The organism is Roseomonas gilardii (assembly GCF_001941945.1).
Taxonomy (GTDB): domain Bacteria; phylum Pseudomonadota; class Alphaproteobacteria; order Acetobacterales; family Acetobacteraceae; genus Roseomonas.
Genome location: NZ_CP015583.1, coordinates 1,266,981 through 1,279,634 on the forward strand (window position 1 = coordinate 1,266,981; position 12,654 = coordinate 1,279,634).

At 71.3% G+C, this 12,654-nt stretch carries 12 protein-coding genes and 1 tRNA gene; 7 read left to right on the top strand and 6 right to left on the bottom strand.

Features of this window, described 5'->3' with window-relative positions; all coding sequences use genetic code 11:
- Positions 1–21: 21 nt before the first annotated feature.
- A complete protein-coding gene (locus RGI145_RS05615) occupies positions 22–2,304 on the bottom strand; it encodes an NADP-dependent malic enzyme (protein WP_075797586.1) in 2,283 nt (760 codons plus the stop codon).
- A gap of 116 nt (positions 2,305–2,420) precedes the next feature.
- Positions 2,421–2,506: transfer RNA gene (locus RGI145_RS05620), tRNA-Leu, on the bottom strand.
- A gap of 141 nt (positions 2,507–2,647) precedes the next feature.
- Here RGI145_RS05620 and lipB point away from each other — a divergent pair.
- A complete protein-coding gene (gene lipB, locus RGI145_RS05625) occupies positions 2,648–3,271 on the top strand; it encodes a lipoyl(octanoyl) transferase LipB (RefSeq protein ID WP_027279935.1) in 624 nt (207 codons plus the stop codon).
- A 33-nt stretch (positions 3,272–3,304) separates the two neighbouring features.
- On the opposite strand, the gene RGI145_RS05630 is transcribed toward lipB, so the two are convergent.
- Positions 3,305–3,808 carry a hypothetical protein gene (locus tag RGI145_RS05630; protein WP_027279934.1) on the bottom strand — a complete coding sequence of 168 codons (504 nt, stop codon included), beginning with the start codon at positions 3,806–3,808 and terminating at the stop codon, positions 3,305–3,307.
- 111 nt (positions 3,809–3,919) lie between these two features.
- Here RGI145_RS05630 and RGI145_RS05635 point away from each other — a divergent pair, with 111 nt between their 5' ends.
- Genes RGI145_RS05635 through RGI145_RS05645 form a run of 3 tightly spaced genes read left to right on the top strand, consistent with a single transcriptional unit; the run spans position 3,920 to position 6,467 of the window.
- Positions 3,920–4,495, top strand: a complete 576-nt coding sequence (locus tag RGI145_RS05635) for a hypothetical protein (protein WP_075797587.1) — start codon at positions 3,920–3,922, stop codon at positions 4,493–4,495.
- Positions 4,492–5,532, top strand: coding sequence for an ABC transporter ATP-binding protein (locus RGI145_RS05640; RefSeq protein WP_075797588.1), 1,041 nt, complete (start codon positions 4,492–4,494; stop codon positions 5,530–5,532). The genes RGI145_RS05635 and RGI145_RS05640 overlap by 4 nt, the downstream gene beginning before the upstream one ends.
- Positions 5,529–6,467, top strand: coding sequence for an ABC transporter ATP-binding protein (locus RGI145_RS05645; RefSeq protein WP_083670457.1), 939 nt, complete (start codon positions 5,529–5,531; stop codon positions 6,465–6,467). Before RGI145_RS05640 ends, RGI145_RS05645 begins: the two co-directional genes overlap by 4 nt.
- 26 nt (positions 6,468–6,493) lie before the next feature.
- Here RGI145_RS05645 and RGI145_RS05650 read toward each other — a convergent pair whose 3' ends face one another.
- Positions 6,494–7,309: an NADPH-dependent oxidoreductase gene (locus tag RGI145_RS05650; protein WP_208863933.1), complete on the bottom strand. Its 816-nt coding sequence runs from the start codon at positions 7,307–7,309 to the stop codon at positions 6,494–6,496.
- Between the two features lie 136 nt (positions 7,310–7,445).
- Here RGI145_RS05650 and RGI145_RS05655 point away from each other — a divergent pair, with 136 nt between their 5' ends.
- Positions 7,446–8,564 (top strand): Gfo/Idh/MocA family protein, encoded by a 1,119-nt coding sequence (locus RGI145_RS05655; protein ID WP_075797591.1) that lies wholly within the window; start codon positions 7,446–7,448, stop codon positions 8,562–8,564.
- Positions 8,565–8,601: 37 nt separating this feature from the next.
- On the opposite strand, the gene RGI145_RS05660 is transcribed toward RGI145_RS05655, so the two are convergent.
- Positions 8,602–9,711: an alpha-hydroxy acid oxidase gene (locus RGI145_RS05660; RefSeq protein WP_075797592.1), complete on the bottom strand. Its 1,110-nt coding sequence runs from the start codon at positions 9,709–9,711 to the stop codon at positions 8,602–8,604.
- 170 nt (positions 9,712–9,881) lie between these two features.
- Positions 9,882–11,297: a DEAD/DEAH box helicase gene (locus RGI145_RS05665; RefSeq protein ID WP_075797593.1), complete on the bottom strand. Its 1,416-nt coding sequence runs from the start codon at positions 11,295–11,297 to the stop codon at positions 9,882–9,884.
- A 360-nt stretch (positions 11,298–11,657) separates the two neighbouring features.
- Between RGI145_RS05665 and RGI145_RS05670 the strand changes: the two genes are divergently transcribed.
- A complete protein-coding gene (locus RGI145_RS05670; protein WP_075797594.1) occupies positions 11,658–12,020 on the top strand; it encodes a DUF4440 domain-containing protein in 363 nt (120 codons plus the stop codon).
- Positions 12,021–12,177: 157 nt separating this feature from the next.
- Positions 12,178–12,648: an OsmC family protein gene (locus tag RGI145_RS05675; RefSeq protein ID WP_075797595.1), complete on the top strand. Its 471-nt coding sequence runs from the start codon at positions 12,178–12,180 to the stop codon at positions 12,646–12,648.
- The last annotated feature ends 6 nt before the right edge of the window (positions 12,649–12,654 follow it).

Here is a 12,654-nt window from a genome sequence, read left to right on the forward strand (position 1 = left end):
GGCGGGGGAGAGGCGCGAGTGTCAGGCGTGCTCCTGCGCCTGGACCTCCTTGGCTACCACCAGCGCCGTCAGGTTGACGATGCCGCGGGCGGTGACGGAGGGCACCAGCACATGCACCGGCTTGCGCATGCCCAGCAGCATGGGCCCGATCTGCAGCCCGTCGGTTGCCGCCTTCACCAGGTTGTAGGCGATGTTGGCGGAATCGAGGTTCGGGAAGACCAGCAGGTTCGCCGCACCCTCCAGCCGGCTGTCGCAGACCGCGCGGTCGCGGATCGCGGGGATCAGCGCGGCATCGGCATGCATTTCGCCATCCACCATCAGGTCCGGCGCCTTGGCGCGGATCAGCTTCAGCGCGTCCCGCATCTTCTTGGCCGAAGGGGCCTGCGAGGCGCCGAAGGAGGAATGCGACAGCAGCGCCGCGCGCGGCCGGCGGCCGAAGGCGTGCACCTGTTGCGCGGCGAGCAGCGTCATCTCTGCCACCTGCTCCGCCGTGGGCTCCACCAGCAGATGCGTGTCCACGAAGAACAGGTTGCCCGCCGGGGTGATGACGCCGGTCAGCGCATAGGCCCGGCCCACCTGCGGGTCCTTGCCGATGATGTCGTTCACCTGGTGCCAGTGGCGCATCCACTCGCCGGTGCCGCCGACGATGGCCGCGTCCACCTTGCCCGCCTCCAGCAGCAGCGCCGCCGCCACGGTGGGGCGGGTGCGGACGTTCAGCGCGGCGGCGTCCGGGGGCACGCCCCGGCGCCCCGCCCGGCGGGTGTAGACATCGGTGAGCGGCCCGAAGACCTCCGCATCCGCCACAGGGTCCAGGATGGTGACGCTTTTCTCCAGGTCCATGCGCAGACCCATGGCCTGGACCTTGGCGGCGATCACCTCGCGCCGGCCGACCAGCACCGGCTCGGCGATCCCCTCGTCCAGCACGGTCTGCACCGCGCGCAGGGTGCGCTCGTCCTCGCCCTCGGCATAGGCGACGCGCTGCGGCGACTTGCGCGCGGCCTCGAAGACCGGGCGCATCAGGTCGCCGGAGCGGAAGACATGGCGCTCCAGCTTGCGGCGATAATCGGCGAGGTCGGCGATCGGGCGGGTGGCGACGCCGCTCTCGGCGGCGGCCTTGGCCACGGCCGGGGCGATCTCCAGGATCAGGCGCGGGTCGAAGGGCTTGGGGATGATGTAGTCCGGCCCGAAGACCGGCGCCTGCCCGCCATAGGCGGCCGCCACCACCTCGCTGGCCTCGATGCGGGCGAGGCGGGCGATGGCCTCCACCGCCGCGACCTTCATCTCCTCGTTGATCGTGGTGGCGCCGGCATCCAGCGCGCCGCGGAAGATGAACGGGAAGCAGAGGACGTTGTTGACCTGGTTCGGGTAGTCCGAACGGCCGGTGGCCACGATCGCGTCCGGCCGCACGGCGCGGGCGGCCTCGGGCAGGATCTCGGGTTCCGGATTGGCGAGCGCCAGGATCAGCGGCTTCTCGCCCATGCTCGGCAGCCATTCGGCCTTCAGCACCCGCGGGGCGGAGAGGCCCAGGAAGACGTCGGCCCCGGCCAGCACGTCCGGCAGCTTGCGGGCGTTGGTCTGGCGGGCATAGCGCGCCTTGTAGGGGTCCATCAGGGTCGTGCGGCCCTCATAGACCACGCCCTCGATGTCGCAGACGGTGATGTTCTCGCGCTTCGCGCCCATCTCCACCAGCAGGTTGAGGCAGGCGAGCGCCGCCGCGCCGGCGCCCGAGGCCACGATCTTGGCCTGGGAGATGTCCTTGCCCTGCAGCAGCAGCCCGTTGCGCACGGCGGCGGCGACGATGATGGCGGTGCCGTGCTGATCGTCGTGGAAGACCGGGATCTTCATCCGGGCGCGCAGCTCGCGCTCGATCTCGAAGCACTCGGGCGCCTTGATGTCTTCCAGGTTGATGGCGCCGAAGGAGGGCTCCAGCACCGAGACCGCATCGATGAACTTCTGCGGGTCGCGCTCCTCGACCTCGATATCGACGCTGTCGATGCCGGCGAACTTCTTGAAGAGGACCGCCTTGCCTTCCATCACCGGCTTGGAGGCCAGCGCCCCGATGGCGCCGAGGCCGAGCACGGCCGTGCCATTGGTGATCACGGCCACCATGTTGCCGCGCGTGGTGTAGTCGTAGGCCGTTTCGGGATTCGCCGCGATCTCCTCGCAGGCGGCGGCGACGCCGGGCGAATAGGCCAGTCCGAGATCGCGCTGCGTGGCCATTCGCTTGGTCGGCTCGATGCTCAGCTTTCCCGGACGCGGGAGCCGGTGGTAATCGAGCGCGGCTTTGCGGAAATCCTCGTCCATGATGCCCTCTTCGCAGCAGCCGGATCGGGCTGCGCCCCAACGTCAACAGTCAGCACTGACTGTTCAGACTTACCAGCGGGGGGCGTTCGGGGAGAGATGCCTGGATGAAGAAAATCTGGTGCGGTCGAGAAGATTCGAACTTCCACGGGGTTTCCCCCACCAGCACCTCAAGCTGGCGCGTCTACCATTCCGCCACGACCGCGTGCAGACGAGGCGCCTATAACCGATGAACACGAACCTAGCAACGGCCCCCATGACAGTGATTTCGCCTGAACGTCTCTCCCTCCTCCCTGAAGCCGGGCCGGAAGATGGGCAGGGAGGCGGGGAGGGACCCCTCTGGACGGTGGTAGAAGGGCGCACGCCCTATCCCGAGGCGCTGGCCGCCATGGAGGCACGCGCCGCCGCCATCCGCGCCGGCACGGCCGGGGAGGCCGTCTGGCTGGTGGAGCATCCGCCCACCTATACCGCCGGAACCTCCGCCACGGCGGAGGGGCTGGTGGATGCGCGATTCCCCGTCTTCAAGGCCGGGCGCGGCGGGCAATGGACCTATCACGGCCCCGGCCAGCGCACCGCCTATGTCATGCTCGACCTGACCAGGCCGCATGGCGGCATCGTGGCGCGGGACGTCCGGGCCTATGTCCACGGGCTGGAGGAATGGATCATCCGCGCCCTGGACCGTTTCAACGTGAAGGGCGAGCGGCGCGAGGGGCGGGTCGGCATCTGGGTCGCCGATCCGGTGACGCGGCGGGAGAGCAAGATCGCCGCCATCGGCGTGCGGGTGACGCGCTGGGTGAGCTGGCACGGAATCGCGCTGAACGTGGAGCCGGACCTATCGCATTTCGGCGGCATCGTCCCCTGCGGCATCAGCGAGCACGGCGTCACCAGCCTGCACGCGCTGGGCATCCCCGCGACCATGGAGGAGGCCGATTCGGCCCTGCGCGGCGCCTGGGCCGAGGTCTTCGGCTGAGGCGGCGCCCGGTTCTCCCGATGAGGGAACGGGTCAGTGCAGCATGGTCGAGGCCGCCGGCCGGGCCTTGAACGGCACCACGATGCCGCTTCCGCCCCCGGCCGGCAGCGGCAGGTCGTGCCCGGCCCGGCGCAACTGCCGGGCCAGGGGCAGGATGGCCCGGGCGCATTCCTCCAGCGTATGGGGCATGGCCAGTCCGGCCAGCCGCCGGGCCGCCTCGGCCGGCCGGTCCTTCTGCGCCAGGGCGAGGCATTCCAGCAGGGCCGCCTCGTCCGGGCTCACCTCCTCGCAGCAGACGCAGTTCACCTCGATCAGCCGCAGCGCGCCGCCGTTGAGGGCACCCATCATGCCGTCGAGCGAGTGCAGCGCCTCCGGCGCGCCGATGGCTTCCATCGCCTCCTCGATCTCGTCCGCCAGGGCGATTCCGTGGAAGCGATCCAGCACCCAGGCGCGCATCGACCAGAGCATCAGGTTCTCGACCGGGGACAGAGACCAGACCTGTCGCCTCTCGCAGGTCCTCTGGCGGGCATCGTGCATGGGACATCTCCGGTTCCGGGCGGCGTCGCCCCATGGGCCAGCTTACCCTCTTTGCAAATGCAATTGCAATTCGTTTGCATTATCAGAACGCATGGCTATCCTGCCCGGGCCATGACCTTTCCCTGCGACCTGCTGCGCCTGACCTCCAGCGAGCACCTGCTGCTCTGGTGCCTCCGGACCGTCGTCCAAAGAGGGGAGGATGCCGAGATCCACGAGGGCATCGTCGGTGCCTTCGAGGGAGAGGGGGAGGAGACGGCACGCGCCGTGTACCGCTTCCTCTTCCTGCTGGGCCTCGGCGCCCGCCGTCCGATCGTGATGGAGGCGCCCGGCTGCCTCCGGGTGACCGGCGACGAGCGCCGGCTGCTCGCCATCCTCGCCCTGGCCCAAAGCGGGGCCGAGGCGCCGGCGGAGGAGATCCCGGACGAGGCCGCCCTGACAGCGCACCTCTCCTGGTTCGTGCGGGCAGCGGTGAATGGGACCGTGGCAGCGGCCACCCGCTCCCTCGCCCGGGCGATGCTGGCGCAGGACCACCGCCTTCCCCTCCCGGCGCCCGCTCCCACCCCGGGCCCGGAGGCCGCGGGCCGGCCGCGCCTGCGTCTCGTGGCGTCCTCCCCCGCCGCCCCTTCCGTCCCCCATCCCGAACCCCTGATGAGGTCCGCCATGCCCTGGCCGGAGATTGCCCGATGACGGCGCCGCTGCTCGATGTCCGTGACCTGACGGTCCGTTTCGACACCTGGGAGGGCACGGTCCATGCCGTGACCGGCGTGAGCTATGCCCTGCAGCCGGGCGAGACGCTGGGCATCGTGGGCGAGAGCGGCTCGGGCAAGAGCGTGCACGTCCTGTCCATGCTGGGGCTGATCCCCAAGCCGCCGGGGCGCATCGCCGCCGGCAGCGCGCTCTTCGAGGGGCGCGACCTGCTGCGGATGAGCGAGGCGGAGCTGCAGGAGCTGCGCGGCGGCAAGATCGGCATGATCTTCCAGGACCCGATGACCTCGCTGAACCCGGTCCTCACCGTCGGCTACCAGATCTGCGAATCGCTGCGTCGCCACCTGAAGCTCTCGCGCGGCGCGGCACTGAAGCGGGCGGTGGAGCTGCTGGACCTGGTCGGCATCCCCGATCCGCAGAAGCGCGTGGAGCAGTACCCGCACCAGTTCTCCGGCGGCATGCGGCAGCGCGCGATGATCGCCATCGGCATCGCCTGCGAGCCCAAGCTGCTGATCGCCGACGAGGCCACCACCGCGCTCGACGTGACGGTGCAGGCGCAGGTGCTGGACCTGATGCGCGACCTCAAGCGCAAGCTGGGCATGGCGATGATCTGGATCACCCACGACATGGGCGTGGTCGCCGGCCTCGCCGACAATGTGCAGGTCATGTATGGCGGCCGCATCATGGAGCGCGGCCCCGCCCGCGCCGTCTTCCACGACACGCGCAGCGCCTATACCTGGGGCCTGCTGCGCTCCCTGCCGGAGGAGGAGGATGCCGTGCCTGTCCCAGACCCGACCCCGGCCGCGAAGCGCAAGCGCCTCTACCAGATCCCCGGATCGCCGCCCGACATGTACCGTCCGCCGGCGGGCGATCCCTTCGCCCCGCGCAACCCGCTGGCCACCGAGCGCTGCCTGACCGAGGTGCCGCCGCTGGTGCAGGCGGCGGAAGGCGAGCCCGGCCATCTCGTCGCCGCCTGGTACGACCTGCGCGCCGCCCGCGCGGCGGGGGTGGCGGCATGAGCGCCGGGATCATGACCAATGGGGCCACGACCGATGGGGCCGCGCGCGAGCCGCTGCTGCGCGTGGAGGGGCTGACCCGGCACTATGTGAGCAAGAGCCTCTTCGGCAAGGTGACGCATACGGTGCGCGCCGTGGACGGGATCTCCTTCGACCTCCAGCCGGGCGAGACGCTGGGCCTGGTCGGCGAGTCCGGCTCCGGCAAAAGCACCACCGGCCGGCTGGTGCTGCGGCTGGAGGAACCCACCGCCGGGCGCGTCTTCTTCGAGGGCGAGGAGATCACCCGCCTGCGCAAGCAGAGCCTGCGCCGCGTGCGCCAGCGTCTGCAGGTGGTGTTCCAGGATCCCTATGCCTCGCTGAACCCGCGCATGCGCGTGGGCGACAGCGTGGGCGAGCCGCTGACCAACCACGGCGCCGTCCACGGGCGCGCGGAGCAGCGCGAGAAGGTGGCCGAGCTGTTCCGCCTCGTCGGCCTCGACCCGCGCTTCATGGACCGCTTCCCGCACCAGTTCTCCGGCGGCCAGCGGCAGCGCATCGGCATCGCCCGCGCCATCGCCCTGCGCCCGAAGCTGATCGTGGCGGACGAGCCGATCACCGCGCTCGACGTCTCGATCCAGGCGCAGATCGTGAACCTGTTCATGGACCTGCAGGAAGAGATGGGCATGGCCTATCTCTTCATCGCGCACGACCTGGGGATGGTGCGCCACCTCTGCCACCGCGTCGCGGTGATGCTGCGCGGTCGCATCGTGGAGCTCGGCACCACGGCGCAGGTCTTCGGCGACCCGCAGCATCCCTATACGAAGGCGCTGCTGTCCGCCGCGCCGATCGCGGACCCGGACCGCGAGCGTGCCCGGCAGCGCCTCTTCTACGAGCCGAAGCCCGCCGCGCCCGACGCGGCGCTGCGGGAGGTCTCGCAGGGGCATTACGTGCTGGCCTGAGGGCGCCCCCTTGCGGGGGCCGGGGCTCAGCGCAGCGGGAAGCCCAGCCTTCCCAGTGCCTCCCGCAGCCGGTCCCGCCCCGCCATGGCGCGCAACGTGCCCCAGCGCGCCATGGCCCGCTGCGTCCAGGTATAGGGGCTGCGCTCCTGCGCCCGGCTGAACGCCTCCAGCGCCGCGTCATAGCCGGGCAGGGCGCGCATGTCCGCCTCCGGGTCGTAGCGCCCGTGGTGCAGGACCGCCGCCTGCGGCAGGCGCGGCTTCACCGCCCCACCATCCGGCGCAGCATGGCCGACGCAGAGGCCGAAGACCGCCGTGGCGCCGGGCGGCAGGCCGAGCTCCTCCGCCACCGCCTCCACATCGTTGCGCAGGGCGCCGATATAGACCGTGCCGAGCCCCAGCGATTCCGCCGCGATCACGGCGTTCTGCGCCGCGAGCCCGGCATCCAATGCGGCGACGAGGAAGGTCTCCAGGAAGGGCAGCCCTTCCAGGGGCTGGCCCGTCCGCTCCGACAGCCGGGCATGGCGCGACAGGTCGGCCAGGAAGACGAGGAGGAGCGGGCACTGCTCGATATGCCGCTGGCCGCCCGCCACCGCCGCGAGCCGCCGTTTGCTGCCCGGATCGGTGACGGCGACCACCGACCAGGCCTGCATGTTGGAGGAGGTGGCCGCCGACTGCGCCGCCGCGACCAGGGCCTCCAGCGTACCCTCCGGCAGCGGGTCGGGCCGGTAGGCCCGCACCGAGCGATGCGACAGCAGCAGGTCCAGCGCGGGATTCCAGGGGATGGCGGTGTCGGGCGCGGCCTCGCCATAGCGGGCATGCAGGGCGGCGGCGGATTCGGTCATGGGCATCCGGTCCAGAGGGGATTCTGTCGTCCGGCAGGTTCGGACGGAGCCTGCCGCAGGGCAACATGGCCGCCGCAGGCAACACCCGGCGCGCCGAGGCGTTGTCGCGGCGCACAGGACGCAAAAGGAGACCGCCATGCCCGCACGTCAGGTGAAGGGTCGCAAGGTACGCTATGCCGTGGTGGGCGGCGGCTGGATTTCGCAGGCCGCCTTCATGCCGGGTGTCGGCCAGACGACGAATTCCGAGATGACCGCGCTGGTGACCGGCGATCCCGTGAAGGCGGAGAAGCTGGCCGCGCTCTACGGGCTGAAGAGCTACCACTACGACGATTACGCGAAACTGCTGGCCTCGGACGAGATCGACGCGATCTACCTCGCCCTGCCCAACGACCAGCACGAGAAATTCGCCGTGCCCGCGCTGGAGGCCGGCATCCATGTGCTGCTGGAGAAACCGATGGCGGTGAGCGCTTCCCAGTGCGAGGCGATCAACACCGCCGCGAAGGCCTCGGGCGCCAAGCTGCTGATCGCCTACCGCCTGCATTTCGAGCCCGGCACGCTGGAGGCGATCCGGCGCGTCCGCTCCGGCGAGTTCGGCGAGATCCGCTCCTTCGTCTCGAATTTCAGCCAGTTTGTCAGCCCCTCCAACCACCGCGCCAAGCATGGCTACTGGGCCGGGCCGGTGACGGATATGGGGCCCTATCCGCTGAACGCCGTGCGCAACCTCTTCGGCGCGGAACCGGTCGAGGTCTCGGCCATGGGCATCCGCACGCCGGACTCGGGCATGGAGCTCGACGACACGGTGGCGGTGACGCTGCGCTTCCCGGATGAGCGTCTGGCGCAGTTCACCGTCAGCTACACGGGCGCCAGCACCGGCACCTACCGCGTCACCGGCACCAAGGGCGACCTCTATGTCGAGAGCGCCTATGGCTTCGGCCCCGGCGTTTCCCCGAAGCACATCGCCACCGTGGAGGGGGAGACCAGCACGCGGGAGTTCCCCGTGGTGGACCAGTTCGCCGGCGAGACGGACTACTTCTCCGACTGCATCCTGAACGACCGCGATCCGGAGCCCGGCGGCGAGGAGGGCCTCCTCGACGTGCGGGTGCTGGAGGCGATCGAGCGGGCACTGGAAACCGGCCAGCCGCAGACCCTGCCGCCGGCCCGGCGCAGCCGCCCGATCGACCCGGACCAGGGCCGCGAGTTCCCGCTGGCCAAGACGCCGGAACTGATCGACGCCAAGGAGCCGGGGGAGGGCTGAAACGGATGGGGGCGGGACAGCCTCCCGCCCCGCCTTCTCAGCCCCGCCAGATCGCCTCCGGCCCGATCGAGGCAAGGTCGCGACAGCCGGTCAGCGCCATCGCGGCCTCCAGCTCCGTGCGCAGGATCTTCAGCAGGTGCGCCACGCCCACGGGCCCGCCCACGGCCAGGGCGTGCAGCACCGGCCGCCCGACCAGCACCGCCTTCGCGCCCAGCGCCAGCGCCTTCACGACATCCGTGCCGCGCCGGATGCCGCCATCGAGCAGGATCGGCAGTTGCCCGCCGAGCCGCTCCGCCATCGGGGGCAGCAGGTCGATCGTGGCCGGCAGCGTGTCCAGCGCCCGCCCGCCATGGTTGCTCAGGATGATCCCGGCCATGCCTTCCCCGGCGGCGCGCAACGCGTCCTCCGGGTCGGTCACGCCCTTCAGCAGGATCGGCAGGCGCGTGGCGGCTCGCAGCCATTCCAGGTCCCGCCAGGTCGGCGCGGCATCGAGCATCCCCTGGAAGACCGCGCTTTCCGCCATGCCGGCCCGGTTCGGCGGGGCGGGGGGGAGCCCGCGTAAATGCACCGCCTCCATCCCCGGCGGCAGGGTAAAGCCAGCCCGGGCCTCGCGGTTGCGGATGCTGACCGGTGCATCCACCGTGAGCACCAGCGCGGTGCAGCCGGCGGCTTCCGCCCGCTGGATCAGGGCGCGGGTGAAGCCGCGGTCGTGCTGGAGATAGAGCTGGAACCAGAGCGGCGCGCGCCCGCCGCCCGCCGCGTATTGCGCGGCGATCTCCTCGACCGGGATGCTGGACTGGGTGCTGACCACCATGCCCGTGCCGACCGCCGCCGCGCCCAGCGCGGTCGCGGCCTCGCCGCCCGGATGCGCCAGCCGGTGGAAGGCCATCGGCGCCACCAGCATGGGGTGTTCCAGCGGGGCGCCGAGGAGATCCAGCCGCGTGTTGGCACCCGCCATGTCCGCGAGCACCCTGCCACGCAGCCGTAGACGGTCGAAGCCCTCGCGGTTCCAGCGGAGGGTCAGCTCGTCCGCGCTGCCACCCGAGAGATAGGCCCAGGCGGTGGCATCCATGCGCTGCCGCGCCTCGGCCTCGTAATCGGCGGCACAGACGATGCCGGGCGGGATGGGAGGGGCGACGAAGCTCAAGCGGGGGCCCTTTCGCGGGTTGTCCGGGGCGCGTCCATCCTACCCACCCGGCCCGGCGGCGACAGCCCGGCGGGAAGCGGGCGGGCATGAAAAAGCCCGGCCTCCCACAAGGGGAAGCCGGGCTCGATCAGGTCAGGCAGGCGGGCGCGGAACCCGCCCTCCGGAGTCGTTCAGCGCGTGCCGGAACGGTCCGTGTCGCGGAAATCGCTGTCCCGCCAGGAGCGGCTCTTGGCCTCGCCCTCGGGGCGCGCGTGATCGGCGCGACGGTCGCGGCTCTCGCCATGCGGGCGATGGCCGCCCGCCGGCTTACGGTCGCCCGCGAACTGCGGGCGGCGGGCATCGCCGCGGCCGCTGCCGCCGGCACCATGCCCACCCGCCGGGCGGGGCGCGCCGCCGGGGCGGCCCTGGCCGCCACGGCCGCGGTTCTGCTGGCGCCCGGGGGCACGCGGCACCGGGCCGGTCGGGATGTCGCCCTCGGCCGGCACCGCCTGGCGCGTCAGCTTCTCGACCGCGCGCAGCAGCGGCACGTCGTCCAGCGACACCAGGGCGATGGCCTCGCCCGAGGCGCCGGCGCGCGCGGTGCGGCCGATGCGGTGGACATAGGTCTCCGGCACTTCCGGCAGGTCGTACTGGATCACATGCGTCACGCCGGACACGTCGATGCCGCGCGCGGCGATGTCGGTCGCGACCAGGATCGGCGCCGTGCCGCGCTTGAAGGCGTCGAGCGCGCGCTCACGCTGGCCCTGGCTCTTGTTGCCATGGATCGCGTTGGCGGCGAGCCCGTCCTGCTCCAGCTGCTTCACGATGCGGTCGGCGCCGTGCTTGGTGCGGGAGAAGACCAGGGTGCGCCCGACCTCCGGCTTGCGGAGGATGTCGGCCAGCACCGTGCGCTTGCCGTCGCGGCTCACATGGATGGCGCGCTGGTTCACCCGCTCCGCCGTGGTGGCGACGGGCGTGACCTCGACCTTCACCGGCTCGCGCAGCAGGTCCTTGGCGAGCGAGGCGATGGCCTCCGGCATGGTGGCGGAGAAGAACATCGTGTGGCGCTGCTTCGGCAGCATCCCCGAGATGCGGCGGATCGCGGGCCAGAAGCCCCGGTCCAGCATCTGGTCGGCCTCATCCAGGATGAAGGCCTCCAGCGAATCCAGCCGGCAGTTGCGCGTGCCGATATGGTCCAGCAGGCGGCCCGGCGTGGCGACGATGATGTCCACGCCGCCCGACAGCGCGCGGCGCTGCGGGTTCTCCGGAACGCCGCCGAAGATCAGCGCGCTGCGCAGGCCCAGGTGGCGGCCATAGGCCTTGATGCTGTCATGGATCTGCGCCGCCAGCTCGCGCGTCGGCGACAGGATCAGCGCGCGGCAGCCGGTCGGCGGCGCGCGGCGCTTGTCCATGATCAGGCGGTGCAGCAGCGGCAGCGCGAAGGCCGCGGTCTTGCCGGTGCCGGTCTGGGCGATGCCCAGCACATCCCGCCCTTCCATGGCGGCCGGGATGGCCTGGGCCTGGATCGGGGTCGGGGTGGTGTAGCCCTCTTCGTCCAGCGCGCGCAGGATGGGCGACGCGAGGCCGAGGGTCAGGAAATCGGTCATCAGTGTTCGATCGGTCCGTGAAGCGCCCGGCCCATGGCTTCCCTGGGGCAAGAGCGTCTTCCAGTGGGCCGCGAACGACGCGGATGGCGGCCCGGGAGAAGGTTGCTCCGCCGCAGGGCCATGATGGAAGCGGCCCGCTCGCGTCAGGGAGCATGACCGGCGCGGATCGCCGGTGGGCGGCATATGGACTGTTGCAGTGCAGGATGCAAGCGCGCCCGTGAACGCACGGGTCGGCGCTGCGCCCGGCGCGGGGCGCAGCTCCACCTCGCCGCGCGATGCCGATGCCGCGAGCCGCCGGTCCGGAACCCCGCTGAATCCACCGCCCATGCGTTGTGCCGGTGTCGGAAAGGGAGGAACGCGATGGACGACGACCGGGTCTGGGATTTCGAAACGAGCCTCTGGACCGCCGATGCCGCGCATTACCGCGCCTCGATCGACGACGAATGCCTGATGGTCCTGCCCCAGCCGCCCTATGTGATGAGCGGGCAGCAGGCCATCGAGGCGGTGTCGGGCACGCCGCGCTGGACCAGCGTGGCGCTCAAAGAGCGCCAGGTCATGCGCCCGCAGGAAGGGCTGATCGTGGTGGCCTACAGGGCCGAGGCGGAGCGCGAGGGTTCGGAGCCCTATGTGGCGCATTGCACCTCCACCTATCGCCGTCTGGGGCATGAGGAATGGCGCGTGGTGCAGCACCAGCAGACCCCGCCGCTCACTGCCGGCGGCTGATTCGCCCCCTCGACACGCCTTCCGCCGCGTGGCTAGAGCAGATCGCGTCCGGATGGACCCATCCGGACGCGCGAAAATGCTGTCAAAACAGCAGATTGGGGCGGGCCGGGGCGAACGCAAGCCGCTCCGGGCACGGTGCGAGGTGAGGGGGACGGGGATGCACGCACGAAGCCATCGCTACCGGGTCACGGTCGTCTGGACGGGCGACCGCGGCAGGGGCACGGCGGATTACCGCGCCTATGGCCGCGACCACCGCATCGAGTCGCCCGGCAAGCCGCCGGTCGAAGGCTCCTCCGACCCGGCCTTCCGGGGCGATGCCACGCGCTGGAACCCGGAAGAACTGCTGCTCGCCTCGCTCTCGGCCTGCCACAAACTCCAGTACCTGCACCTCTGCGCCGAGGCGGGGGTGGTGGTGACCGCCTATCGTGACGAGGCGGAGGCGGAGATGGTGGAGGAAGGCGTGGGCGGACGCTTCGTCGGGGCGACCCTCCGCCCGCTGGTGACGATCTGCGCCGGCTGCGACTCGGAACTGGCCCGCGCCCTGCACCACGAGGCGCATGCGCGCTGCTTCATCGCCAGCTCGGTCAACTTCCCGGTGGCCTGCGAGCCGGCGATCCGGGAGGCGTAGTCCCCG

What these genes read in the sequence shown, in the direction of transcription:
- RGI145_RS05615 (WP_075797586.1), bottom strand. Translation starts at nt 2,304, where the DNA reads ATGGACGAGGATTTCCGCAAAGCCGCGCTCGATTACCACCGGCTCCCG.
- RGI145_RS05630 (WP_027279934.1), bottom strand. Translation starts at nt 3,808, where the DNA reads ATGCACGATGCCCGCCAGAGGACCTGCGAGAGGCGACAGGTCTGGTCT.
- RGI145_RS05635 (WP_075797587.1), top strand. Translation starts at nt 3,920, where the DNA reads ATGACCTTTCCCTGCGACCTGCTGCGCCTGACCTCCAGCGAGCACCTG.
- RGI145_RS05640 (WP_075797588.1), top strand. Translation starts at nt 4,492, where the DNA reads ATGACGGCGCCGCTGCTCGATGTCCGTGACCTGACGGTCCGTTTCGAC.
- RGI145_RS05645 (WP_083670457.1), top strand. Translation starts at nt 5,529, where the DNA reads ATGAGCGCCGGGATCATGACCAATGGGGCCACGACCGATGGGGCCGCG.
- RGI145_RS05650 (WP_208863933.1), bottom strand. Translation starts at nt 7,309, where the DNA reads ATGACCGAATCCGCCGCCGCCCTGCATGCCCGCTATGGCGAGGCCGCG.
- RGI145_RS05655 (WP_075797591.1), top strand. Translation starts at nt 7,446, where the DNA reads ATGCCCGCACGTCAGGTGAAGGGTCGCAAGGTACGCTATGCCGTGGTG.
- RGI145_RS05665 (WP_075797593.1), bottom strand. Translation starts at nt 11,297, where the DNA reads ATGACCGATTTCCTGACCCTCGGCCTCGCGTCGCCCATCCTGCGCGCG.
- RGI145_RS05670 (WP_075797594.1), top strand. Translation starts at nt 11,658, where the DNA reads ATGGACGACGACCGGGTCTGGGATTTCGAAACGAGCCTCTGGACCGCC.
- RGI145_RS05675 (WP_075797595.1), top strand. Translation starts at nt 12,178, where the DNA reads ATGCACGCACGAAGCCATCGCTACCGGGTCACGGTCGTCTGGACGGGC.